At 74.7% G+C, this 24,637-nt stretch carries 20 protein-coding genes; 10 read left to right on the top strand and 10 right to left on the bottom strand.

All coding sequences use genetic code 11. The features are described from left to right. Positions 1-14 precede the first annotated feature (14 nt). From CXR44_RS26830 to CXR44_RS26820, 3 genes are all read right to left on the bottom strand, one after another. Complete coding sequence (locus tag CXR44_RS26830; protein ID WP_101788878.1) at positions 15-869, bottom strand: NAD(P)-dependent oxidoreductase; 855 nt, start codon at positions 867-869, stop codon at positions 15-17. A 68-nt stretch (positions 870-937) separates the two neighbouring features. Then, positions 938-1,516, bottom strand: a complete 579-nt coding sequence (locus CXR44_RS26825) for a TetR/AcrR family transcriptional regulator (protein WP_245899423.1) — start codon at positions 1,514-1,516, stop codon at positions 938-940. Between the two features lie 73 nt (positions 1,517-1,589). After that, positions 1,590-2,111: a TetR/AcrR family transcriptional regulator gene (locus tag CXR44_RS26820; protein WP_101788876.1), complete on the bottom strand. Its 522-nt coding sequence runs from the start codon at positions 2,109-2,111 to the stop codon at positions 1,590-1,592. A gap of 97 nt (positions 2,112-2,208) precedes the next feature. On the opposite strand from CXR44_RS26820, the gene CXR44_RS26815 reads away from it, so the two are divergent. Continuing rightward, positions 2,209-4,422 carry an MMPL family transporter gene (locus CXR44_RS26815; RefSeq protein WP_101788875.1) on the top strand — a complete coding sequence of 738 codons (2,214 nt, stop codon included), beginning with the start codon at positions 2,209-2,211 and terminating at the stop codon, positions 4,420-4,422. 16 nt (positions 4,423-4,438) lie between these two features. On the opposite strand, the gene CXR44_RS26810 is transcribed toward CXR44_RS26815, so the two are convergent. From CXR44_RS26810 to CXR44_RS26800, 3 genes are read right to left on the bottom strand one after another with little or no spacing between them, the layout of a single operon-like run. Beyond that, positions 4,439-5,110, bottom strand: coding sequence for an ArsR/SmtB family transcription factor (locus CXR44_RS26810; RefSeq protein ID WP_101788874.1), 672 nt, complete (start codon positions 5,108-5,110; stop codon positions 4,439-4,441). Beyond that, the gene (locus CXR44_RS26805) at positions 5,107-5,625 is read right to left on the bottom strand and encodes a cupin domain-containing protein (RefSeq protein ID WP_101788873.1); all 519 of its coding nucleotides are present in this window, start codon (positions 5,623-5,625) and stop codon (positions 5,107-5,109) included. The genes CXR44_RS26810 and CXR44_RS26805 overlap by 4 nt, the downstream gene beginning before the upstream one ends. Positions 5,626-5,673: 48 nt before the next feature. Continuing rightward, entirely contained in the window at positions 5,674-6,762 is a 1,089-nt protein-coding gene (locus CXR44_RS26800) for an alcohol dehydrogenase catalytic domain-containing protein (protein ID WP_101788872.1), read from the bottom strand. 219 nt (positions 6,763-6,981) lie between these two features. Here CXR44_RS26800 and CXR44_RS26795 point away from each other — a divergent pair, with 219 nt between their 5' ends. The 8 genes from CXR44_RS26795 (at position 6,982) to CXR44_RS26760 (ending at position 16,713) form a co-directional block, all read left to right on the top strand. After that, the gene (locus tag CXR44_RS26795) at positions 6,982-8,208 is read left to right on the top strand and encodes an ABC transporter substrate-binding protein (protein ID WP_219602000.1); all 1,227 of its coding nucleotides are present in this window, start codon (positions 6,982-6,984) and stop codon (positions 8,206-8,208) included. Then, complete coding sequence (locus CXR44_RS26790; RefSeq protein WP_101788870.1) at positions 8,205-10,997, top strand: ABC transporter permease subunit; 2,793 nt, start codon at positions 8,205-8,207, stop codon at positions 10,995-10,997. The genes CXR44_RS26795 and CXR44_RS26790 overlap by 4 nt, the downstream gene beginning before the upstream one ends. Next, positions 10,997-11,737, top strand: a complete 741-nt coding sequence (locus CXR44_RS26785) for an ABC transporter ATP-binding protein (protein ID WP_101788950.1) — start codon at positions 10,997-10,999, stop codon at positions 11,735-11,737. Before CXR44_RS26790 ends, CXR44_RS26785 begins: the two co-directional genes overlap by 1 nt. Before the next feature lie 116 nt (positions 11,738-11,853). Beyond that, positions 11,854-12,822, top strand: coding sequence for an alpha/beta hydrolase (locus CXR44_RS26780; RefSeq protein ID WP_101788869.1), 969 nt, complete (start codon positions 11,854-11,856; stop codon positions 12,820-12,822). A gap of 107 nt (positions 12,823-12,929) precedes the next feature. Continuing rightward, on the top strand, positions 12,930-14,030 hold the full coding sequence (locus CXR44_RS26775; protein WP_101788868.1) for an acyl-CoA dehydrogenase family protein: 1,101 nt from the start codon (positions 12,930-12,932) through the stop codon (positions 14,028-14,030). Positions 14,031-14,059: 29 nt separating this feature from the next. Further along, complete coding sequence (locus tag CXR44_RS26770; protein ID WP_101788867.1) at positions 14,060-15,049, top strand: acyl-CoA dehydrogenase family protein; 990 nt, start codon at positions 14,060-14,062, stop codon at positions 15,047-15,049. Beyond that, positions 15,046-15,882: a TIGR03619 family F420-dependent LLM class oxidoreductase gene (locus CXR44_RS26765; protein WP_101788866.1), complete on the top strand. Its 837-nt coding sequence runs from the start codon at positions 15,046-15,048 to the stop codon at positions 15,880-15,882. Before CXR44_RS26770 ends, CXR44_RS26765 begins: the two co-directional genes overlap by 4 nt. Positions 15,883-16,158: 276 nt before the next feature. Beyond that, positions 16,159-16,713 carry a helix-turn-helix domain-containing protein gene (locus tag CXR44_RS26760; protein WP_245899433.1) on the top strand — a complete coding sequence of 185 codons (555 nt, stop codon included), beginning with the start codon at positions 16,159-16,161 and terminating at the stop codon, positions 16,711-16,713. Positions 16,714-16,772: 59 nt separating this feature from the next. Here the strand turns inward: CXR44_RS26760 and CXR44_RS41770 are convergent, their stop codons facing one another. Continuing rightward, positions 16,773-19,298, bottom strand: a complete 2,526-nt coding sequence (locus CXR44_RS41770; RefSeq protein ID WP_101788864.1) for a CHAP domain-containing protein — start codon at positions 19,296-19,298, stop codon at positions 16,773-16,775. Positions 19,299-19,605: 307 nt separating this feature from the next. On the opposite strand from CXR44_RS41770, the gene CXR44_RS26750 reads away from it, so the two are divergent. Further along, positions 19,606-20,235 (top strand): PaaI family thioesterase, encoded by a 630-nt coding sequence (locus CXR44_RS26750; protein ID WP_219601999.1) that lies wholly within the window; start codon positions 19,606-19,608, stop codon positions 20,233-20,235. On the opposite strand, the gene CXR44_RS26745 is transcribed toward CXR44_RS26750, so the two are convergent. From CXR44_RS26745 to CXR44_RS26735, 3 genes are read right to left on the bottom strand one after another with little or no spacing between them, the layout of a single operon-like run. Then, complete coding sequence (locus CXR44_RS26745) at positions 20,229-20,978, bottom strand: glucose 1-dehydrogenase (protein ID WP_101788863.1); 750 nt, start codon at positions 20,976-20,978, stop codon at positions 20,229-20,231. The two genes, CXR44_RS26750 and CXR44_RS26745, sit on opposite strands and share 7 nt — an antisense overlap. After that, entirely contained in the window at positions 20,965-23,070 is a 2,106-nt protein-coding gene (locus CXR44_RS26740) for an acetate--CoA ligase family protein (protein ID WP_101788862.1), read from the bottom strand. Before CXR44_RS26740 ends, CXR44_RS26745 begins: the two co-directional genes overlap by 14 nt. Beyond that, positions 23,071-24,630 (bottom strand): class I adenylate-forming enzyme family protein, encoded by a 1,560-nt coding sequence (locus tag CXR44_RS26735; protein WP_101788861.1) that lies wholly within the window; start codon positions 24,628-24,630, stop codon positions 23,071-23,073. Between the last annotated feature and the right edge of the window lie 7 nt (positions 24,631-24,637).

The following is a 24,637-nucleotide window of genomic DNA, read 5'->3' as shown; positions in this document are numbered from 1 at the left end:
GGGGGTCGTGCCACTCAGGAGGTGCTCGCCAGGTAGGAGGCGGCCATGTCCTTGTCCCGATGACCCTGCTCGGCGGCGCGCTCGAAGCGCCGCAGGCCGGCGGCGGTGACGTCCATCTCCACGCCGGCTCGCTCGGCGGCCTCGACGACCAGCTGGGCGTCCTTCGCCGCATTGCCGACGGAGAAGGCCGGCGTGTAGTCGCCAGCGAGGATGGCGGCCGCCTTGCCCTGGAAGAACATGCTGTCGAGCGGCCCGCCGGCCACCACGTCGACCACCAGCCGTGGATCGACGCCGAGCGCCTCGGCGATCGCCAGGCTCTCCGCCGTCCCGTGCGTCAGCGCGAGGACCAGCGTGTTGAGCGCGAGCTTGAGCCGGCTCGCGGCGCCGACCTCGGTGGACACCCAGACGGTCCGGTTGCCGATGGCGGAGAAGACCGCCTCCGCTTCGGGCCGTCCGGACTCCGGGCCGGCTGCGATGATCACGAGCCGGCCGCTCTCCGCCGGCTGCCTGGTGCCCTGCACCGGTGCGTCGTAGAAGGTGAGCCCGTGCCGGCCGGCGAAGGCGGCCAGTTCGCCGACGGCGGTCACACCGACGGTGCTGAGCTGCACCCAGAGCGCGCCGCGCGCGAGTCCTGGCGCGGCGGCGGACATCGTCTCGAGGACGGCCGGGCCGTCCTTCAGCACGGTGACGACGATGTCGGCCCCGGTGACCGCTTCCTCCGCTGTGGCGCACACTCCGGCGACGTCGGCCAGCTCGTCGGCCTTGCCCGGCGTACGGTTCCAGACGCGGACCTCGAAGCGCTCGGCGAGGTTCCTCGCCACCGGGGCGCCGATGATCCCGGTGCCGAGGACGGCGGCTCTCTTCTTCATGGGCGTTCTCCTTGAACGATCGTTACAAAATAAAGGCGTGGAGGGCTCCGACGCCTGGCGCGGGTTCGTCAGAGCGCGCGCAGTGTCAGGTCGACTATGTCCGTCATGGCCGCCCGGTCGGCGGTCTTGCCCAGCACCCTCAAGCCGTACATCGAGTTGAGCAGGTAGCGGGCCAGGGCGCGAGGATCATGGTCGGCGCCGATCTCGCCGTCGCGCCCGGCCCGCTCCAGGGCCTCGCTGAAGGCGTCCTCCATGCGGGTGAAGACGCGGCGTACCAGCGCGGTGACCTCCGGATCCTGGCCGGCCAGTTCGACGGCGGCGTTCACGGCGAGACAGCCTCGGCGCTCCTGCCCGCCGTCCGTCTCCTCGTCCACCACGGTCATCAGCACCTGCCGGATGCGGTCGCGGACCGGGCCGTCACCTTCGAGGACGGTCACCTGCCGCGCCGTCCACTCGCCCTCGTACCGGCGTAGCACCTCCAGGAACAGGTGGTGCTTGCTGGAGAAGGCGTTGTAGAGGCTGCCGCGCCCGAGCCCGGTGTGGTTCACCAGGTCCTGGGCGGAGGTGGCCGCGTAGCCCTTGCTCCAGAAGGCGTCCATGGCGGCGTCGAGGACGCGTGTGGCGTCGAACTCCCGTGGGCGAGGCACGATCAGACCCTAACAGGTTTTGGAACGATCGTTAAAATCAGGTGGTGTCCGCCGCCCGGTCCTCGCCGGGATCTCAGATCGCCAGGGCGGAGCGCAGCAGGACGTCATGGACCTGCTCCTCGGGCAGGTCCATGGTCTGCACGATGGCGCCCTGGAGCGCGCCGAGCACGGCCCAGCTCCGCAGCCGGGTCGCGGCGTCGGGGTCGGGCCCCGCCAGCTTGGCGAACATCTCGTCCCTGAACGTCCTGATCGCCTCGCCGGTCGAGCCCGGCGGGGCGTGGTCGGCGCCGCTGATGTCGTCCATGACCAGGCGCATCACCGCCCGGTGCCGCACGGTGAAACCGACCAGCGCCTCGACCACCGCGGGCCGGTCGGCGAAGTCGGTCCCCAGCAGGGTGAGCATGTCCTCGGCGGCGGGCGCGATCAGCTCGGCGGCCAGCCTGTCCTTGGGGTGGAAGTGGTAGGCCACGGCCGTCTTGGTCAGCCCGACCGCCGCCGCGATGTCGGCCAGGGAGGTGCCGGCGTAGCCGCGTTCGGCGAACAGCTCGCGGGCGGCGGCCAGGATGCGGCTGCGCGTGTCGTCAACTGTGGTCATCGTCTCATTTCCGGGCTCTGTGCAGCCATGGCGATCTCTCACCCCTATCGTAGGTACTGTACGGCCGTACAGGACGGGCGTCGAGGAGGGCGGGTCGATGGCGCGCATGCTGGGACGGCTGGGCGGCTGGTGCGCCCGGCACGGGCTCGTGGTGCTGGCGTTGTGGGTGGTGGCCGCTGTGGGGCTGATGGGCGGCAGCCTGGTCCTGGGCAGCCCCGTGAGCAACGACGTGTCGATCCCCGGCACCGACGCGCAGCGTGCCCACGACCTGATGCGGTCCGGGTTCGGCCCCGGCTACGCGCAGGGCGGCACGGTGCAGCTCGTGGTCCACTCGCCCAAGGGCGCGCTGCTGGAGGAGAGCAGGCAGCGGGCGATGGAACGGGCCGCCGACCGGATCCGGACGCTGCCGCACGTCGAGCAGGTCGACACGCCCTCCCGTAAGGGCGGGCTCTCCCCGAACCTGCAGGTGGGCCTGATCACCGTGCGCATGGAGGGGCACGATCCGGCCAAGCTCGCCGAGACGACGCAGGCGGTCTCGAAGGCCGCGGACCCGGCCCGGGCCGCCGGCCTGGAGGTGGTGGCCGCGGACAGTGGCTCCCCGGCGGACAAGGAGATCAAGACCGGCCCCAGCGAGATCATCGGCGTGCTCTGCGCGCTGCTGGTGCTGGTGTTCGCGTTCGGGACGCTGACGGCCGCGCTGGTGCCGATCTTCACCGCGCTGGTCAGCGTGGCCGCGGGCCTCGGCCTGATCGGGCTGCTCGGGCACGTCCTGGACGTCCCGAAGCAGGCCGGGATCATGGCCACGATGATCGGCCTGGGCGTGGGCATCGACTACGCGCTGTTCCTGCTGTCGCGGCACCGCAGGCTGCTGGCCGACGGCGTCGCGGTGCACGAGTCGATCCGGCGGACCGTCGCGAGTTCGGGCGGAGCGGTGGTGTTCGCGGGCGGCACGGTCATCGTCGCGCTGAGCGCCCTCATGCTGGGCGGCTTCCCGCTGCTGAGCACGCTCGGCTGGATCACCGGCATCTCCGTGGTGATGGCCGTGCTCACCTCCGTGACCCTGGTGCCCGCGCTGCTCGGCCTGCTCGGGCACCGGATCAACGCGCTGAGGGTGCCGTTCCTGGGCCGGCGGCCCGAGTCGTCCGGCTGGGGCGGGCTCGGCGCCTGGGTGGCGCGCCGCCCGTGGCGGGTGCTCATCGGCAGCGTCGTCGTGCTGGCCGCCTTCGCCGCCCCCGCCCTGGCCATCAAGCTGGGGCCGCTGGACGAGGGGTACGCGGCGCAGGACTCCCCGTCCCGGCGGGCGTACGAGCTGATGGCGGCGGGCTTCGGTCCGGGCAGCAACGGCCCGATGATCGTCGTCGCCGCGCTGGAGGAGAAGGTGGCCGACACCGGCGCCCCGGTCGTGCGCCGGCTCGTGCGCGAGGTCGAGGGGGTCGACGGCGTGGCCCACGTGTCCGCCCCCAAGCTCAACGAGTCGGGACGTGCCGTCCTCGTCCAGGCCGTCCCCGACTACGCGCCGAGCGACACGCGCTCCGCGGACGTGGTGCACGACGTCCGCGCCCTGTCCGTGCCGGGCGTGAAGGTGCACGTCGGCGGGGAGGTGGCCGGGCTGACCGACGCGGCTGACCGGATGGCCGAGCGGACGCCGCTGGTCATCGGCGTGGTCGTGCTGCTCAGCGCGCTGCTGTTGCTGCTGGCGTTCCGGGCCCCGCTGGTCGCCGTCAAGGCCGCGCTGATGAACCTGGTGTCGCTGGGCGCCGCGTTCGGGACGCTGGCGCTGGTCTTCTCCTACGGGCTGGGCAGCCGGCTCGTCGGCATGGACCCGCCGCTCGACGGGTCGTACGTGCGGGAGTTCTTCTTCACGGTGCCGATCGAGAGCTACGTGCCGCTGATGCTGTTCGCGGTGCTGTTCGGGCTGTCGATGGACTACGAGGTGTTCCTGCTGACGGCGGTGCGCCAGTCGTACCTGCGGCACGGCGACAACACCCGCGCCGTGGCCGAGGGCCTGGGCTCCACCGGGCGGGTCATCACCTCGGCGGCGCTCATCATGGTCTCGGTGTTCGTGGCGTTCATCGCCTACCCGGACCCCATGGTCAAGACGTTCGGCGTGGGACTTGCGGCGGCCATCGCCGTGGACGCCACGATCATCCGGGGCTTCCTGGTGCCCGCGACCATGGTGCTGCTGGGCCGGGCGAACTGGTGGTGCCCACGCTGGCTCGACCGCCTGCTGCCGAACCTCTCGGTGGAGGGGCACGAGGAGGAGGACGAGCCCGCGCCGGCGCCGCCGGCCCGTCCCCTGGTCCGCACGTAGCCGCCGGGTACGTCGATCAGCTCGTCTGGACGGGACGGCCGGAGCGGCGCCAGCCGGTGAGGCCGCCGTCCAGCGGGCGGGCGGTGTAGCCGCGCTCGCGCAGCAGCCGCACCGCCTCGGGCGAGACGACGCAGTACGGGCCGCCGCAGTAGGCGACGATCTCGGCGTCGGGCGGCAGCCCGGCCAGCCGGGCGTCCAGCTCGGCCAGGCGGTCGCGCAACTCGGCGAGCGGCAGCGACAGGGCGCCCGGCAGGTGCGCCTCGGCGTAGGCCGCCGCCGACCGGACGTCCACGACGATTGTGCCGGGATCGTCGAGGCGGCCCGCCAGCTCGCCGGCCGTCACCCCCTCCGCCAGGCCCAGGTGCAGCTCCACGGCCTCGCGCAGGTCGGCCAGCCGCCCCTGCGCGAAGTCCTGCAGCAGGCCGAGGAAGCGCGAGACGTCCTCGTCGGCCAGCCGGTAGTGGACGCGGGTGCCCTCCTTGCGGCTGGTCACCAGGTGTGCCTCGCGGAGCCGCTGGAGCTGTGCGGAGGTGTTCTTCAGCGGGATGCCGGCCTCCTCCGACAGCTCCTCCACCGTGCGCTCACGCTGGTCGAGGACGTCCAGCAGGCGCAGCCGCACCGGGCTGGCCAGGACCTTGCCGATGCGGGCGAGCTGCTCGTAGATCGGCTCTTCCGGGAACGCTGTCATCCGACCATGTACTGGTCGTGGCGTAGGAACAGCTCGGCCCACTCCTCCTCGGTGAGCTGCCGGCCCGAGGCGGCGATCTCGGCGAGCTCCTCGAAGTAGCCCTCCCGCGGAGCCCCCGGGGTGAAGAGGAGGAGCATGCTGGCGGGCTCGCCCGAGTCGTTCCTGAAGGCGTGGATGCCGCCCTCCGGCACGAACAGGAAGTCGCCCGGCTTCCCGTCGCGCCACCGGTCGCCGTCGTAGAGCCGCACGGTGCCGTCGAGGACGTAGAACGACTCGGTCATCGTGCGGTGGAAGTGCGGGCTGGGCCCGCTCGGCCGCGGCCCCATCTCCCACCGGTACAGGCCGAAGGCGCCACCCGTGGTGTCGCCGGTGGCCAGGTAGTGGACGTGGGTGCGCCGCTGGGACGGGTCGTCGGTGGCGGGCCCGATCCGCAGGTCGTGGGGGGCGTCGGCGGGCCGGAACCGGCCGTTGGCCTCGCCCTTGTCGCCGAAGTACCGGGCGTCGGGGTAGGACATGGGGGTGCCTTTCTTCTAAAGTTCATTAGAAGAGTAGCACGGTTGCCGTCAGAAGACGATCACGGCGCGGGCGACCGAGCCCTGGCGTACGTGCTCGACCGCCTCGTTGACCTGTTCCAGGGGCAGCCGTTCGGTGATGAGGCCGTCGAGGTCGAGTCGGCCGCGGAGATACTGGGCGGCGAGCATCGGCAGGTCCCGCCGGGGCGCGGCGTCGCCCCCCTGGGTGCCTGCGAGGCGGCGCGAGGAGAACAGCAGCGCCGGGTCGATCTCGACCGGGCGGCCGGCCGGGGGGCTGCCGACCATGACGGTGGTGCCGCCCGGCGCGGTGGCGGCGAACGCCGCCGCCAGGACGCCGGGGACGCCCGTGGCGTCGAAGGCGTACTCGACGCCGCCGGCCACGACCTCGGCCACCTGGCGGGGCAGGTCGTCCGGGACCAGGGTGCGGGTGGCGCCGAAGCGCTCGGCGAGCTTGAGCTTCGCCTCGGCCACGTCGGCGGCGATGATCGTGGTCGCGCCCGCCAGGACCGCGCCCTGGACGACGTTGAGCCCGACGCCGCCGCAGCCGACCACGAGGACGCTCGCGCCAGGGGGCACCCGGGCCACGTTCAGCACCGCGCCCACACCGGTGACCACGCCGCAGGCGAGCAGTGACATCGCGTCGAAGGGGGCGTCCCGGTCGATCCGCACGCACATCGCCTCGCTCACCACCGCGTACTCGGCGAACGAGCCGATGCCGATGAAGCGGCGCGCCTGCTCGCCGTCCACCGTGACGCGCGGCGCGCCGCCCATGACGGCGGTCATCCTGGCCGGGCCCGAGCACAGGTGCGGGCGGCCGGCGCCGCAGTTGCGGCAGGCGCCGCACGGCCCGTTCATCGCGATGATCACGTGGTCGCCCGGCGCGACGCCGGTGACGCCCGGGCCGGTGCTCTCCACGACGCCCGCGCTCTCGTGGCCCAGGATGTACGGCAGGCGGGTGACGACCGGGCTCTTGCCGTCGATCGCCTTGAGGTCGGAGCCGCACACGCCGGACGCCCTGATCCGCACCCGCACCTCGCCCGGCCCGGGGTCGGAGATCTCCACCTCGCGGATCTCCATCGGCTCGTGGAAGGCCGTGAGGACGGCGGCGCGCATCAGCATGGCCTCACGCTAGCCCGGCCCGCGTTCTACGAGCAAGCGATTGCTCGGCATGTGAGGTCGCGTCCGTTGACACCCCTTTCGGGCGAATTTACGCTCAGCCCAAAACCAAGCGAGCGCTAGGCCAAGTCACGGTCGGGGCGCCTGCCGTACACGAGGTGGGAGGCGTGGGTGCGACGACGACACGACAGAGCGCGGCGGGGCAGGGGAGGACGCGCGACCGTGCCGGCGGTGGCGCTGGTGGTGGCGCTGCTCGCGGGATGCGCCGCCCAGCAGAAGGCGCCCGGCGCGGGCGGCGGCACGCCAGGCGTCACGGACACCACCGTCAGGGTCGGCGGCGTGCTGACCAAGACCAGCGCCAGCGGCTACTCCACCAAGGACGCCGAGATCGGCGCCCGGGCCAGGTTCGAGCGGGCCAACGCCGCGGGCGGCGTGCACGGGCGGCGTATCGAGTTCCTCGGCGCGGAGGACGACGGCCAGGACGCCGCCAAGGGCGACGCCGCGGCCAAGAAGCTCGTGCAGAAGGACGAGGTGTTCGCCCTGGTGCCCGTGCACGCCCCGAACTTCGGCGGCGCGGCGTTCCTGGAGCAGCAGGGCGTGCTGTGGTTCGGCTGGGCGACCGGCCCGCAGTGGTGCGGCACCAGGACCGGGTTCGGCTACAACGGCTGCCTGGCGCCGAAGAAGGGGGCCGGATCGCAGACCTGGTGGGGCAGGCAGATGGCCGAGCTGCTCGGCGGCGCCACCGGCAAGAGCGTCTACGTGCAGACCAGCGACTCCAGCGGCAGCAAGTACGGCGGCACCACGATCTCCCAGTCGTTCACCGCGGCCGGGTTCGAGCTGGCCGGCGTGAACTCCGGGCTGCCCGCCGCCGCCCCGCCGCCCGACTGGCTGCCGTACGTCAACAAGATCATGACATCGGACGGCGGCGGCCCGCCGGACGTCGTGGTCTCCGTCATCGCCGGCACGAAGTTCAACGTCGGCCTCTACGCGGCGCTCAAGCGGGCCGGATACCGGGGCGTGCTCACCGACGCCACCAGCTACGACACCGCCATCCTGGCCGACCCGGCCGGCGCCGAGGCGCTGGAGGGCGTGATCGCCGCGCCGATGTTCGAGCCGTTCGAGTCGACCGCCCCCGAGATCGCCCAGCTCAAGGCCGACGTGGCCAAGACCGCGCCGGGCACGCGGCTCACCCAGCACCTCGCGATCGGCTACTGGGCCGCCGACATCTTCCTCGACATGCTGACCAAGACCGGCAGGGACCTGACCCGGGAGAGGTTCCTGGCCACCGGCAACGGCTCCTACTCCTACGAGAACGCCGGCTTCGGCCGGATCCGGTACCCCAGGGACCACAGCGAGCCGAACGGCTGCGGCGCCCTGGTCAAGCTGGAGAAGGGCGCCTTCACGGTGGCCAAGAGCATGAAGTGCTTCGAGAACGTGCCGCTGCGATGATCCTCGGCTACGTCGTCAGCGGGCTCGTCACCGGAGCGGTCTTCGCCGTCATGGGCTCGGGCCTGACCCTGTCGTACGCGGCGACCGGGGTGTTCAACTTCGCCCACGGCGCCATCGGGTTCGTCTCGGCGCTGCTGTTCTACCAGTGCAACGTCGCCGCCGGGCTGCCCTCCTGGCTGTCGGCCCTGCTCGCGGCCGGGGTGTTCGCGCCCGCGCTCGGCTACCTGCTGCACCGGGCCATGTTCGGCGGGCTCGCACGGGCCGGGGAGACCGCGCAGATCGTCGGCACGATCGGGCTGACCATCGCGCTGCCCGCGCTCGGGCTGCTCGTCGTGGACGTCTCCGGGCTGCCGCCCGCCGACGCGACGTCGCTGCCGCGCGGCATCGGGCCGCACCCGGCCGTGCCGCTCGACGTGCTCGGCGTGCGCCTCGACACCGACCAGCTGATCACCTTCGGCGCGTCGGCCGTGACCGCCGCCGGCCTGTGGGCGTTCATGCGGCACACCCCGTACGGACTGCGGATGCGCGCCTGCGTGGACCGGCGGCGGCTGGCCACGCTGCGCGGCATCGACGCGGACGCCACCTCGGCCGTCGCCTGGATGCTCGGCTCCGGGCTCGCCGGGCTGGCCGGGGTGCTGGCCGTGCCGGTGCTCGGGCTGGACGCCACCGCGTACACGGTGCTGCTGTTCGCCTCGGCGACGGCGGCGGTGTTCGGGCGGCTGCGGTCGGTGCCGTGGACGTTCGCCGCCGGGCTGGCGCTCGGCGTGGTGCAGAACCTGGTCGCCGGCTACACCGACTTCCTGGAGGAGATCACCGGGCTGCGCACGGCCGTGCCCGTCATCCTGCTGTTCGCCGGGCTGGTGCTGCTCAACCGGTCGCGGGAGCGCGTCGCCGGCAGCGCGGCCGAGGACGCGCCGCCGCCCGACCACCTGGCCGGCGTGCCGGTCTGGCGGCGGCGGCTGCCGTGGGCGCTGTCGCTCGCGGCGCTGCTGGTGTTCACGGCCACCGGGCCGGAGTACTACGTGGGCGTGGCGGCGCACGGGCTGGTGCTGGCGTTGATCTTCTGCTCGTTCGTGGTGGTGACCGGGATCGGCGGCATGGTCAACCTGGCCCAGGCAGCCTTCGCCGCGATGGCCGCGCTGACCTGTGGCTGGGCGTTCGCCTCCGGGCTGCCGTTCGTCGTCGCGATCGCCCTCGGGGTGCTGGCCGCGTGCGCCGTCGGCATGCTGGTGGCGCTGCCCGCGCTGCGGCTCGGCGGGCGGGTGCTCACGCTGGCGACGCTCGCCCTGGCGCTGCTGGCCGACCAGGTGCTGTTCCAGGTGGACGCGTTCAGCAACGGCACGATCGGCTGGCCGCTGCCCGCGCTGGGCTTCGGCTTCGCCGACACCTCCGACCCCCGGGTGCGGGTGGTGCTGCTGCTGGCGCTGATCGGGTTGGTCGCGATGCTCATCCGCAACCTGGAACGGTCGGCCTCCGGACGGGCGATCCTCGCCGTCCGCTCGGCCCCGGCCGCCGCGGTCACCTCGGGGCTGTCGGCGCCGCGCGCCAAGATCATGCTGTTCGTGCTGGCCTCCGGGATCGCGGGGCTCGGCGGCGCGCTGTTCGCCATCTCCAAGGGGTCGATCACGGCGACCGACCTGCCCGCCGCCGCGGGGTTCGTCTGGCTGGCCGTGGTGGTGCTGCAGGGGGTGCGCCGCGTCGGCGGGGCCGTGCTCGGCGGGCTCGTCGCGGCCGTCTTCCCCGAGCTGCTGGCCGCCTGGGACGTGTCGGCGCACGTGGGCGCCATCCTGTTCGGAGCGGGCGGGATGATCCTCGCCCGGCATCCGGACGGGGTGCTGGCGCAGCTCGCCGAGCAGCGCCACCGCCGCCGGCGGCGGGCCGGGTCCCGCGCCACCGCCGCGGCGACGGTCCCGGCCGATGCCGCGCGGCCCGGCACGCCCTCCGGCGCGAGGGACGACGGCCCCGAGGCCGTGGCGGAGGACCGGGGGCCCGCGGGCGGCGCCGTGAGGGTCCGTGACCGGGTGGGCGGGGCGGGAACGCCCGTGGCGGCTTCGGCGGCTTCGGCGGCTTCGCCGTCGCCGGTGGCGTCCGTGGAGGCGGACGCCGGAGAGGGGGTGTTCCGGCTGGAGGGGATCGTGGCCGGGTACGGCGACGTCACCGTGCTGCGCGGGATCGACCTGGCCGTACGGCCCGGCGAGGTGGTGGCGCTGCTCGGGGCCAACGGCGCGGGCAAGTCCACCACGTGCGCCGTCGCCGCCGGTGACGTGCCGGTGACCGCGGGGCGGGTGCTGCTCGACGGCGCCGACGTCACCGCCTGGCCCGCGCATCGCAGGGCGCGCGCCGGGGTGGTGCTCGCCCCCGAGGGCAGAGGCGTCTTCCCCGGCCTGACCGTGGAGGAGAACCTGCGCACCTGGCTGCCCGACCCCGGCCCCGCCTACGAGCGGATGCCGCAGCTCGCCGCTCGCCGTACCGTGCTCGCGGGCGCGCTGTCGGGCGGCGAGCAGCAGCTCCTCACGCTGGCGCCCGCCCTCGTGCGGCCGCCGCGGGTGCTGATCGCCGACGAGCCGTCGCTGGGGCTGGCGCCCCTCGTCGTGCGGCAGGTGTTCGAGGTCTTCGCCGAGCTGCGCCGGCGCGGGGTGGCGCTGCTGCTGGTGGAGGAGAAGGCGACCGAGGCGCTGGCCGTCGCCGACCGGGTCGCGTTCGTACGGCTCGGCCGGGTGGTGTGGAGCGGGCCGCGGTCCGAGGTGGACGCCGACCGGCTGACCGCCGCCTACCTGGGGGTGTCGTGATGCTCAGCGTGCTGGAGGTGTCCGTGGCGTTCGGCGGGGTCCGGGCGCTGGACGGGGTGTCGTTCGAGGTGCCCGAGGGCCAGGTGTGCGGCGTCATCGGGCCGAACGGGGCCGGCAAGACCACGCTGTTCGACGTGGTGTCGGGGCTGCGGCGGCCGGACGCCGGCCGGGTCGCCGTGGCCGGCGTGGACCTGACCGGGACGTCGGCCGTCAGGCGGGCGCGGCTCGGCGTGCGCCGGACGTTCCAGCGCACCCAGGTGTTCGGCCGGCTGACCGTGGCCGGGAACGTGCTGGCGGCGCTCGACTGGCACGGCGGTGGCGGCGGCCTGGCCGCCGACCTGGTCGGGTGGCCGGCCCGGCGGCGGCTGGAACGCGAGCGCGGCGAGCGCGTCGCCGAGGTGCTGGAGCTGTGCGGGCTGACCGGGCTGCGCGACGTCCACGCCGCCGCGCTGCCCGTCGGCCGGCGGCGGCTGGTCGAGCTGGCCCGGGCCCTCGCCGACCGGCCCCGACTCCTGCTGCTGGACGAGCCGACCTCGGGCCTGGACGCGGAGCAGACGGCCCGGCTGCGCGAGGTCGTCGCGGCGCTGGACACCACGGTGCTGCTGGTCGAGCACGACATGGGCTTCGTCATGGAGACCTGTGACCGGCTCGTGGTGCTCGACCTGGGCCGGGTCATCGCGTCCGGGACCCCGGACGAGGTGCGCGGCGACCCGGTGGTGCGGGCCGCCTACCTCGGCTGATCCTCCCGCCTCGGGCGCCCCCACCCCGTGTGCCGGCCGGACGGCGGTCGTCCACCGGCACGCCCGCGCCGATCATCGAGAGGTACGGCGGCGGCCTTCGTGGAAAGGGAGACGGCATGGCATACCATCCCAACCTTGATCCGGAGCTCCGGGCCGTGCTCGACCGGACGCCCCTGCCCGCGGTGGACCTCTCGGCCATGACCATGGAGGACGTCGCGGGCATCCGCGCCGAGGTGCACGCGGTGGCCGCGGCGGTGCCCCGGCCTGACAGCGGCGTGACGATCGAGGACCGCCACGTGCCGGGGCCCGAGGGCGCCCCCGACGTCCGGCTGCGTGTCCACCGCCCGGCGGCGGGCCCGGAGGAGGCCCGGCCCTGCCTCTACTGGATCCACGGCGGCGGGATGATGGTCGGCACGCCGGAGATGGACGACGCCTTCCTCGCCGAGTACGTCGAGCGGCTCGGTTGCGTCGTCGTCGCGGTGGACTACCGGCTCGCGCCCGAGCACCCGGACCCGGCGCCGGTCGAGGACTGCTACGCCGGACTCCTCTGGACCGCCGCGAGCGCCGCCGAGCTGGGCGTCGACCCCGGGCGGCTGGCCGTGGGCGGCGCGAGCGCGGGCGGCGGGCTGGCGGCCGGCACCGTGCTGCTGGCCCGCGACCGGGGCGGCCCGGCCGTCGCCTTCCAGCTCCTCATCTGCCCGATGCTCGACGACCGCAACGTCACGCCGTCCAGCCACGAGTTCGCCGACGCCGTCGTGTGGAACCGGGACGCGAACCTCTTCGGCTGGCGGGCCCTGCTGGGCGACCGGGCCGGCGGCGACGACGTCTCGCCGTACGCCGCTCCGGCCAGGGCCGGGGACCTGGCGGGGCTGCCTCCGGCGTTCGTGGACGTGGGCGAGCTGGAGGTGTTCAGGGACGAGGACGTCGACTACGCCATGCGGCTGGTGCGGGCCGGGGTGTCGACGGAGCTCCACCTGTATCCGGGCGCCTTCCACGGCTTCGACATGATGGCGCCGGACACCGCGCTGGGCGTCCGGGCCAGGCAGGCGCGGATCGCCGCGCTGGGCCGGGCGTTGCGCTGCTGACGGTCCCTCCGTCGCGCTCGGCCGAGGCTTGGACCGCTGATGGTCCGTCCGTGGCGTGCTCCCCGCAGGACCTGGCCAGTGAACCAAGCGTGCGCTAGGTTGGTGTCGTGGATCTCGACTTCTCCCGGGCCGAGCAGGACTTCCGCGCCGAGGTCCGCGACTGGCTGGCCGCCCACGTCCCCGCCCCGCTGCCCTCCCTGGACACCCCCGAGGGCTTCGCCGCGCACCGCGCGTGGGAGGCGGAGCTCGCGGCGGCCCGCCTGTCGGTCGTCTCCTGGCCCGCCGCCTACGGCGGGCGGGACGCCTCCCTCATCGACTGGCTGATCTTCGAGGAGGAGTACTGGGCGGCGGGCGCGCCCGCCCGCGTCGGCCAGAACGGCATCTTCCTGCTCGCCCCCACCCTCATGGCCTTCGGCACCGAGGAGCAGCGGCGCACGTGGCTGCCCAGGATGGCCCGCGCCGACGACGTGTGGGCGCAGGCCTGGTCCGAGCCGGAGGCCGGCAGCGACCTGGCCGCGCTCACCTCCCGCGCCGTACGCGCCGACGGCGGCTGGCGTCTGTACGGCCACAAGACGTGGAGCTCGCGGGCCTCCTACGCCTCCCACGGGTTCGGGCTGTTCCGCACCTCGGGGGCGCGGCACAGAGGACTGACCTACCTCATGTTCCCCATGGACGAGGTGACCGTCCGGCCGATCGCGCAGCTCGACGGGCTGCCCGGCTTCGCCGAGCTGTTCTTCGACGGCGTCCTCGTGCCCGACTCCATGGTCATCGGCGAGGTGGGCGACGGCTGGCGGATCGCGATGGCCGCCACCTCCTCCGAACGCGGCCTCACCCTGCGCAGCCCCGGCCGGTTCCTGGCGACCGCCGACCGGCTCGTCGCCCTGGCCCGCGACGCCGACCCCGTGCTCGCCGACCGGGCCGTCCGCTGCTGGACCGACGCGGAGGCGTACCGGCTGCACACCTTCGGGACCGCGCGCCGCCTCATGGCCGGGGAGGAGGCCGGCCCCGCCACCAGCATGGGCAAGGTCTTCTGGTCGGAGCTGGACCTGCGCATGCACACCCTGGCCGTGGAACTCCTCGGCGACCGGGCAGGAGAGACGCCCTGGCTCGACGGGTTCCTCTTCTCGCTGGCCGGGCCCATCTACGCCGGCACCAACGAGATCCAGCGCACCATCATCGCCGAGCGCGTCCTCGGCCTGCCCCGTTGACCCCGTCCTCCAGCGAAGGGGCCGCCCCGATGAACTTCGCCTTCACCCCCGACCAGCTCGCCCTCGCCCAGACCGTCCGCGACGTGCTGGCCGCGCACTGCCCGCCGCGGGCGCTGCGCACCGGACGCCTGCCCGCCTGGGACCGGCTCGCCGAGGTCGGGTTCTTCGGGCTGCTCGTCCCGCCCGAGGCGGACGGGCTCGGTCTCGGGCTGACCGACGCGCTTCCCGCGCTGGAGGAGACCGGCCGGGCCTGCCTGCCGGGGCCCGTCGTCGAGACCGCCGTCGCCGCGCCGTACCTGCTTCCCGGCCTCCCCAAGCTCGCCTCCGGCGAGATCCGGGTGGCCGTGCTGCCGCCGGGGGCCGCGTTCGCGCCGGACGCCGACCTCGCCGACCTCGTCGTGGTCGCCCGGCCCGGCGGGGCCCGCCTGGTGTCCAGGGATTCGGTACGCCTCACGCCCCGGCCCGGCGCCGATCCGTGCCGTCCGCTGTTCGACGTGGCGTACACCGGCTCCACGCCGCTGGAGCGGCCGCTGGAGCCGGCGCTGCTGCGGGCCACCGTGGCCACGGCCGCGCAGCTCATCGGGGTGGCCAGGCGGCTGCTGGAGCTGTCGGTGGAGTACGCGCGCACGCGGCGCCAGTTCGGCGCGCCCATCGGGTCCTTCCAGGCGGTCAAGCACCTGCTCGCCGACGTGGCCATCGCGGTGTCCTTCGCCGCGCCGCTCGTCCACCGGGCCGCCGTCTCGGCGGACGCCCAGGAGAGGGACGCCCCCGAGCCGGGAGGCGGGGACACCGCGTGGCGGGACGCCCGCACCGCCAAGGCCGCCGCCGGGGAGGCCGCCGTGCTGGCCGCGCGCTCCGCCCTGCAGACGCACGGCGCCATCGGCTACACCGAGGAGCTGGACCTGCGGTTCTGGCTGGCGCGCGCCTGGTCCCTGTCGGCCGCCTACGGCGGGGCCGCCGAGCACCGGGCCGCGGTCCGCGCCCCCGTGCTCGCCGGGGACACGCGGAGGTACCCGTGAAGTTCGGCGTGCCGCTCGGGCTGCTCCACCCGGCCGCGTGGAAGGACGTCGCGGTCGCGGCCGACGAGCTGGGCTTCGAGTCGGTGTGGCTGCCCGAGCACCTCGTCTTCACCACCGACCTGTCCACGGCCGTCTACCCGGGCACCTCCGACCCCGGCATCAAGCCGTCCACACCGCTGTTCGACGCCCCCGCGTACCTGTGCTGGCTGGCCGCCCGCACCTCCCGGGTCCGGCTCGGCACGGCCGTCCACCTGTTCGCGCTGCGCCACCCGTTCGTCTCCGCCCGCGCGTTCGCCACGCTGGACGTCGTCTCGTCGGGCAGGGCCGTCTGCGGGGTCGGCGCAGGCTGGTACCGGGGCGAATGGGATGCCGCGGGGATCTCCTTCGCCGACCGGGGCGCCCGGCTGGACGAGGCCGTCGCGGTGGCCCGGAGGCTGTGGAGCGAACCCGTCGTGGCCCACTCCGGCCGCTTCTACGCCTTTCCCGAGGTGGCCTTCGAGCCCAAACCCGTCCAGCACCGGCTGCCGATCCTCTGCGGCGGCGAGTCGCCGGCCGCGCTGCGGCGGGCGGCGCGGCTGTGCGACGGGTGGATCAGCATGCCGCACACCCTGGCGTCGATCCGGCCCCAGCTCGACCGGCTGGCCGCGCTGGGCGGGACCGGCTCCGTGACGGTCCACGCCTACGAGCTGGGCGGCCCGGAGGAGGTGCCGTCGTGGGCGGCGCTGGGCGTGGACCGGCTCATCGTCCGGCCGTGGCGGCGCGGACGGGACGCGGTGACCGCGCTGGAGTCCTTCGCCGCGGCCTACGGACTCTCGCCACCGGCGGCGCTCTGACCACGGCGGCGCTCCGACCACGGCGGCGCTCCGTACGGCCGGAGCCGGCCGTACGCTTGCAAAGGCTCTTGCTGGAACGGCAAGCTGGCGAGCATGGACGACCACCGCGACGACTCCCGCGGGGACCACCGCGGCGACTCGCACGACGACCCTCGCGGCGACCGGCGCGACGACTCGCACGACTCGCACGACTCGCACCACGACCCTCGCGGCGACCGGCACGGCGACTCGCACGACGACCTTCGCGGCGACCGGCGTGACGACGACCTCGACGGCGTGCTGGCAGCCGTGGGCCCACGGCTGCGGGCGCTGCGGCGCCGGCGCGAGCTGACGCTCGGCGACCTGGCCGAGCGCACCGGCATCTCGCAGAGCACCCTGTCGCGGCTGGAGAGCGGCGGGCGCCGGCCCAACCTGGAGCTCCTCCTCCCGCTGGCGCGGGTCTACGACGTCCCGCTCGACGAGCTGGTCGGCGCTCCCCGGACGGGTGATCCGCGCGTCCACCTGCGCCCGGTGCGCCGCCACGGGACGACGTTCATGCCGCTCACCCGCCGGGCCGGTGGCATGCAGGCGTACAAGATGATCATCCCGCCGCGTCCAGGGGTGGAGCCGGACCTGAAGAGCCACGAGGGGTACGAGTGGCTGTACGTGCTCAACGGTCGCCTGCGGCTGATGCTCGGCGACCGTGACCTCGTGCTGAAGCCGGGAGAGGCGGCCGAGTTCGACACCCACGTGCCGCACTGGATGGGGAGCGCGGACGAGGAGCCGGTGGAGCTGCTGGTCCTCTTCGGCCACCAGGGCGAACGCGCCCACCTCCGCGTCCGCTCCCGATGACCCCCGTCCGGCCCCTCCGAGGAGGGGGCCGGACGGGCGGGGACGTCGGGCGGCGGTGGTCAGGCGCGGTGGCGGCCTCGGCGTGACCCGGAGCGGCGTTCCCCGGCCGGTGCGGTGGACGCGGACGCGGTGCCGGCGGAAGCGGTCGGCCTGTCCGGCTCCGGCCACGGCACGGTGACCCCGGGGTCGGGCCCGGCGTGGACGTCGGCGGGGGCCGGCAGCACCACGGCGGCGAACGCCCCGGTGGTGGCCGGGCTCCACTCCTCGGTGGGGAGGCCGGCGGGGGTGAACGCCGCAGGGGTGTAGGTGGCGGGCGTGAAAGCGGCGGGGCCGGTGGCCACAGCGCCGGGGGCGGCGGCGCCGGCGGGCGCGGGGGTCTCTGCGGGGCGTGAGGCGCGGTGGCGGCGGCCGCGTGACGGGGTGTCCTGGAAGAACTGGCCGTCGACGGGCCCGTCCGCACCCCGGGCATGGCGGCGTCCGCGGGTCGGCCTGTCCCACGCGGCGAACGCCGTCGCGTCCTGCACCGCCGTGCCGCCGTCGCCGCCCCGCTGCGGCGCCGTCCAGGACGCGTCGAGCCGGTGCTCGGCCCAGGGGGCGTCCAGGCGGCGCTGGGCCGGACGGGACGGGTCGGAGCCGTGCGGGTCCTGGCGCTGCTGGTCGGGGCAGTGGGGGGCGGTGACGCGGTGGCGGCGGCCGCGCAGCGGCGCGTCGGCGGTGAAGGCCGCGGGCTCCTCGATCGGGTGGCCGCTCCTGCGCCGCCTGCCCCGGTAGCCGCCCGAGCCCTCCAGCCGGGTGGTGCGCGCCTGGGCGGTGTACCCGGCCTCGTGACGGCGCGACGGACGGGCCGGGCGCTCGAACGCGTCCCAGGACCCGTGCGCGGCGCCGGTGGCGGAATCCCGGGACGGCGGGCCGCCGGCGGGCCGGTGGGCCGCCGCGGCCCGGCCGGCGGGCGGCGCGAAGGCGTCCCACGAGCTCGTCGCCTCGGGGATGGCGATCGGCTCGAACGGCAGCGTCCGCCGCCCCGCCGCGGGCGCGGCGGAGTGGCGCTCCCCGACCGGTCCGGACGGGGCGGAGAGTCGCGCGGACAGGGGCTCGGACGGGGCGGAGAGCCGTGTGGACAGGGGCTCGGACGGGGTGGCGAGCCGGATGCCCAGCGCGTCGTCGCCCGAGCGGTGCTGGGCGCCCGCCGACGGCGTGGGGAGCCGCAGTGTGACCGGCTCGAACGGGCGGAAGCGCGGTCCGGGGGAGCCGGCCGCCGGGGTGCGCGGGATGACGATCGGCTCGAACGACTCCAGCGGCGACTCCGCGCCGGCCCCGGCGGCGAGCCGCGCGGCGATGGGCAGCTCGGCGGGGACCCGGGCGGGCACCGGGACGGTCTCGGGCGCCTCCGGGGTGGGCAGCCCGGCGGCCCTCGACGGGGCCGGGCTCGTGGTGAGGGTCCGGTCCGGGGGCGTGCCGGGGCCGAGGGCCGCGGGGGCCGTGGTGGAGGCCGTGGGGGCCGCCGCGGCGGCAGCGAAGAGGGTGCGGGCGCCGGCCTTGCGGCGGTGCCGGTGACGGCGGGCCGCCGGCGTGGACGCGGCGGCGGTGGCCGCGGCGGCGAGGGCGGGCCGGGCCCGCAGCTGCCGGGTCTTGGCGATCGCGAGCAGGGCGAGGGCGGCCACCAGGGCCGAGCCGACCAGCGTGGGCGAGTCGAGGGCGGGGGCGGTGACGGGCCGGGCCGCCTCCACGGTGGGCGGCAGGGGTTCGGCGGTCACCGCGGTGGTGTCGGCGGTGGCCGGCTTGGCGTGCTTGCCCTTCTTCTCGGTCCGCCCGGCGGCGTCCGCTCGCGGCGTGTCGGCCTGCGGTTTGGCCTGCGCCTCGGTCCGGGTGCCGGTGCGCGGCTGGGCGCCGGGCTCGGCGGGGGACGGGGCGCCTTCCCGCTGGGCCTGGTTGCCGGTCTTGGGGGCCTGCTCCCTGCGGGCGGCCAGCGGAGGCTGGACCTCCACGTACACCTCGGTGGAGGGGATGAGCGAGCTGAGCGGGCCGTTCTGGAGCTGGTTGACCTGCTGGCCGGGTGGCTGGCTCAGCTGCTCGCGGTGGGCGTTCTCGATGGCCTGCTGCTTGGCGAGCTGCTCGTCGAGGCGTTCCTTGATCCGCTCGGGGTAGCCGTAGCCGACCACCTTGTCGGTGTCGCGGATTTTGCGCTTGGCGATGCCGCCGTCGATGTTGCCCTCGATGGTGTGGATCTTGCGGCCCACGACCTTGGTGACGACGCCGACGTGGTCGATGCGGTCGATGTCGTCGGAACCGCTCCAGTCGAAGAAGACGAACGCGCCCACTTCGGGCTTGGTGCCCCACGCGTCGTTCTTCTTGAACCACTTGGCGTGGCTGACGGTCCAGGCGAACTCGCCCATCCACTCCTCGTAGCCGAGCTTGTTGGCGGCCCAGGCGAGGAACATGTCACACCAGGGAGCGGCGGTGTAGTCGGCGTCGAACTCGACGTTCTTGCCGTACCAGTGGCCGAACTTGGTGTAGGCACCGGCCCTCTCGGCGTAGCCCAGCTGGCTCTCGAGAAGGTCGATGAACTTCTGTGTCTCTGGCGTCATCGAAGTGCTGTGGAACCTTCCGGGCAAGACCGGGTTTGTCCGCACAGCCCTGGGTAGGGAGGGGTATCCCGGGACCCGTGTGACAAAACCGGAGGCCTGTAGTCTTCCGTGATCTGGGAGGCTACCGTGACAAAAAGGCAGGTCAAGCACTGACCAAGGGGGTGTCGTGCGCCCTTGGAGGGGGAAGCTGCAGGTCAAGAGCCTGCCAGAAATGTCCCAAGAAAGTTGTGCTTATAGCAAAAAGATCTAGGGTGTGGCCCCGGAGTGACAAAGCCGTTACGGTAGAACGTGTTCTAAGATGCCTGGCATGACGATCGAGGTCACCGCCGGCGAACCCCGCCTCGACGCCCTGTGCGTCCTGGCCCGGCAGGTCCGGGAACTGATGGACGCGGTCGCGCTGACCGACGTGGGCGAGGAGGAGCTCACCGCGGTCACCGGTGAGCTGTCGGCGCTCACCGGACGGTTGCGCGCCGCCGCGCGCACCACGCCGCAGCCGTTCGAGGTCGCACCGGACGGCACGCTGCGCCACCTCGGCAACGCCGTCACCGGCGCCGCCAACCCGCACGCGCTGCCGCTCGCCGTCGAGCGGGCGCCGGGCGGCGGCGTCCGCGCCGAGCTGGTCTTCCGCCCGCTGCACGAGGGGCCGCCCGGGGCGGTCCACGGCGGGATCAGCGCGATGATCCTCGACCACCTGCTCGGCCAGGCGGTGGCCGCCGCCGGCCTCGCCGGGATGACCGGCACGCTGACCGTGCGCTACCGCGCGCCCGTCCCGTACGGCACGCCGCTGGTCGCCACGGCCGAGCACACGCGCTCCGAAGGGCGCAAGTCGTGGGCCGACGGCCGCATCGCCCTGCCGGACGGCACGCCCCTGGCCGAGGCGACGGGCCTGTTCGTCACCCCGGCGGGCTGGCTGCAGCGCGGGCCCGCCGGTCAGTAGCCGGCGCCGGTCAGCAGGCCGCCGTCCACGGTGAACTCGCTGCCCGTGCAGTAGCTCGACCGGTCCGAGGCCAGGAACGCGACCACGTGCGACACCTCCACCGGCTCGGCGAACCGCTTGATCACCATGAACTTCACGAACGCCTCGGCGTCCACCTCGCCCGCCAGGTCGGGGTCGGCGACCATGGCGGTGTCGATCGCACCCGGATGCACCGAGTTGACCCGGATGCCGAACCGGGCGAGCTCCCGGGCCGCCGCCTTGGTGACGCCACGCACCCCGAACTTCGACGCCGCGTACGCCGACAGCCCCTCGGCGCCGACGTAGCCCTCGATCGAGGAGATGTTCACGATCGAGCCCTGTCCGGCGGCCTTCATCGGCTCGATCACGCTCTTGACGCCGAGCCAGGTGCCCTTCAGGTTCACCTCGATCACCCGGTCGAAGTCCTCGGGCTCCATTTCGGCGATCCGCCGAAATTTCAGGATCCCGGCGTTGTTGACCAGGACGTCCAACTTGCCGTGGGCCTTGACGGCCGTCTCGACGGCCTGCCGCCACTGCGCCGGGCTCGTCACGTCGTGATGGACGTACGTCGCCCCCGTCTCCTCGGCCAGCGCCTTGCCCTCCTCGTCCAGCACGTCGCCGAACACCACGGCCGCCCCCTCCCGCAGGAACAGCCGCACGTGCGCCTCGCCCATGCCGCGCGCCCCGCCGGTGACCAGCGCCACCTTGCCATCAAGCAGTCCCATGCCGGCCTCCTGCCGCGACGGCCACCGCCGCCGCCTCCATGGATCGGTAGACGGGCATCCCGGCCGCCGCCGCGATGGCCCTGACCTCGTCCTCGACGCCCGCCGGCGCGCACTCGGCGTTCCGGGTGACCAGGGTGATCCTGGTGCCGGGCAGGTCGTGCTGCGCCCCCGCGAGCGCGCGGGCGTAGCCGAGCAGCGGCTCGGCCGCCGTGCCGTAGGTGAAGAAGCTCTGCACGTTCACGTGCGCGACCACGTCCCGGTACGGCCGGTGCCGCGTGACGGCCGCCAGCACACGCGGCACCAGCTCAGGCCGGCCGCGCGGGCCGACGGGCACCTCCAGGGGATTGGCCAGGGTGCTGCCCGCGCCCAGACCCAGCTCCCGCAGCTCGCCGAGCACCTCGCCCGGCAGCGGGTCGAGCCCCGCCCCGGCCCGGTCGAAGGCGTCGGCGGCCAGCACGCTCGCCCCGCCGCTCGGCCCGACGACCAGCACACCCTCGCCGGTCACCGCCCGGGAGCCGTGCGCCTGGAAGAAGGCGAGCACGCCGATCAGGTCGTCCTGGCTCGTCACCAGCGTCGCGCCGGTCTGCTCGGCCAGCGCCCGCCAGATCCGCCCGTCGGACACCAGGCCGCCGGTGTGGGAGGCGGCCGCCCGCCGCCCCTGCGCGCTGCGCCCGCCGACCAGCAGCACGACGGGCAGGGTGGTCGCGGCCAGCGCCTCGTACAGCGCCCGACCGTCGCGCGGGTCCTCCAGGTAGAGCCCGACGGCACGGGTCTCGCCATCGTGCGACAGCCAGCGCAGCAGCTCGGCGGGGGTGACGTCGGCGGCGTTGCCGACCGTGGCGACCCGGCTGAAGGCCAGCCCGCGCCGCTCGCCGACCTTGACGACCTCCCCGGCCAGCCCGCCGCTCTGCGAGACGAGCGCGATCGTGCCGGGCGGCCCGAGCCCGCCGCCGGTGAAGGTCTGCCGGCCGCGGGGGCAGTACACGCCCATGCAGTTGGGGCCGAGCAGTCTGGTCCCGGCCGCCCGCGCGGCGGCCAGCAGCTCCGCCTCCAGCTCCGGCCGCCCCGCCTCGCCGAAGCCCCCGCTCATGACCTGTGTGTACGGAATGCCGGTCGCCTGCCGCACGACGCCGGCGCACCGCTCGGCGGGGACCGCGACGAGCGCGTAGTCCACCCCGGCGGCCTCGGCCAGTGAGCGCACGGCGGGCACCCCGCTGACCTCGTCCGCCTCGGGATGCACGGCCACGACCGGCATCCCGGCTGCCCGGTAGAAGTCGAGGAACATGTTGCCGAAGTTCGGCCGGGTGGTGGAGGCCCCCACGACGGCCACGGCCCGCGGCTCGAACAACGCGCTGAAGTCGGCGCCGCTCCCGGCGGGAGGCTCGGGAGTGGCCGGGGCGTCCGACGCGGTGGGAGGCTCCGGGGTGGCCGGGGCGTCCGACGCGGTGGCGCCGTCGGCGGCCGGGAGGTAGCGGGCGTCCACCGCCACCACGCCGGACGGCGCGGCGATGACCGGGTTGATCTCGAACTCGCCCAGCTCCAGCCGCTCCCACAGCCCTCCGGGCCCGCCGACGGTCATGAGGAGCTTGACGACCGCGTCCACGTCCACGCCGGGCCGCCCGCGGTACCCCCGCAGCAGCGCCGCGCCGCGCAGGGCCGCCGGCATCGCGCGCGCGTCCGCCTCCGAGATCGGGCACAGGCGTACCGCGGTGTCGCGCAACGCCTCGGCCCACACGCCGCCCAGACCGGCCAGCAGCACCGGCCCGAACGCCGGGTCGCGGACCACACCGACGATCAGCTCGACCCCTGCCGCCGCCTGCTCCTCGACGAGGAAGCCCGCCGCGGTGACGCCGCGCCCCGCCAGCGCGGCCCGCATCCGGGAGGCCGCCTCCGCCACCTGCGAGCGCCGCAGGCCCAGCTCCACCGCCCCCGCGTCCGACTTGTGCACCAACCCGGCCCCGAAGGCCTTGAGCACCAGCGGCTCGTCCAGCCCCGCGACATCGGCCGGGGTGGGGTCCCCGGCGACCACGACGCCGCGCGGCACCGTCACCCCGGCCCGGCGCAGCAGTTCCTTGGCCTGGTACTCGAACACTCAGCTCTCCAGCAGCCGGGGCAGCTCGCGGCGCAGCAGCTTGCCGGGCCCGCCGGAGGCGTCCTGGGAGTGCGGCAGCGCGTCGGCCACCACGATGTGGTCGGGCCGCTGGTGCGGCGGCAGCGCGTCGGCCAGCGCGAGCGCCAGCTTGGACGGATCGAGGGTGTGCCCGGCGCGCGGCACCACGGCCAGCAGGATCCGCTGCTCGGCCGCCTCCCGGCCTTCGGCGTGCGCCGGGACGCCGGTCGCGCCGGCCTCGGCGACCCCGTCGAGCGCCGCCGCGGCCTCCTCGACGGCGACGGGCTGACTCCAGACGCCGCCCTTGAGTATGGCGTCCTCCCGCCGGCCGAGGACCCGAAGCACCCCGTCGGCCGAGACGGCGCCGAGGTCGCCGCCCACGTACCAGCCGTCGCGCAGCACCTCGGCCGTCCGCTCGGGCAGGCCGTCGTAACCGGCCATCACGTGCGGACCGGCCAGGTTGATCTCGCCCGTCTCGTCCACCACCCGCTCGCCGGACGGCCCGGTCACCCGGACCGCGTTGCCGGTGCGGGCCCGGCCCGACGAGCCGAGCGGGGTGGAACCGTCGTCCACCCGGCCCATGCAGGTGTAGGGCGCCTCGGTCTGGCCGTAGTAGGAGTAGACGGCGGCGCCGGGAAGGCGTCGCCTGATGCGGTCGAGCATGGTGGCGGTCAGCGGCTCCCCGCCCAGCATGATCACGCGCAGGGACGACAGGTCCGCGTCGGCGTGGTCGGCGGAGGCGAGCAGCGCCGCGTAGAACGACGGGATCTGCGAGACGTGGGTGACCCGCTCGCGCGGCACCACCCGCAGGAAGTTGGCCGGGCCCCAGTCCTGCTCCAGCACCAGGCGCATCCCGGCGTACAGGGCGGGCCCGACGATGGCCGGGAAGCCGATGCCCCAGATGATCGCGCCGGTGCCGAACACCGCGTCCGGGCCGCGGGGCACGTCCAGCCAGATCTGCGCGGTGGCCAGAGAGGAGGCGTGCGTGTGCACCACGGCCTTCGGCAGCCCGGTCGTGCCCGAGGTGTAGTAGAGGGCCAGCGGGTCGTCGTGGCCGCCGGCGAGCGGCGGCTCCCCCTCGGGAGCGGCCGCGGCCAGCGCGTCCAGGTCGACCGCGTCCGCGCCGGGGCCGCCGACCTTGATCCAGGCGGTGACCTGGGGCAGCGACGGCCTGATCTCGGTGACCGCCCGCTCGGTCGTCGCGTCGTACACGAAGGCCGTGCACCCGGAGTGGGCCACGACGTCGCGCAGCGTCCCGGCCGGCCAGTAGGGGTTCAGGGCGGCGGTGACCGCGCCGATCTTGGCCTGCGCCAGGTAGACCTCGGCCACGTGCAGCGTCTCGTCGAGCAGCGCGGCGACCCGCTGCCCGGGGGTGATCCCGGCGCCCAGCAGGGCGTGGGCGCGCCGGTTGACGATCCGGTTGAGCTCGTCGTAGGTGAAGCCGCGCTCGCCGCAGTAGGTGAGCGCCACCTGGTCGGGGGAGCGCAGCGCGCCCGCGGTCAGGATGGCGTGGCCGTAGTTGCCATAGGGGGATCGCGCCATGGGAGTC

This window comes from Nonomuraea indica (assembly GCF_002850745.1).
GTDB lineage: Bacteria > Actinomycetota > Actinomycetes > Streptosporangiales > Streptosporangiaceae > Nonomuraea > Nonomuraea indica.
The sequence above is the reverse complement of the archived record's forward strand: the minus strand, read 5'-3'. Positions and strand labels throughout refer to the sequence as shown.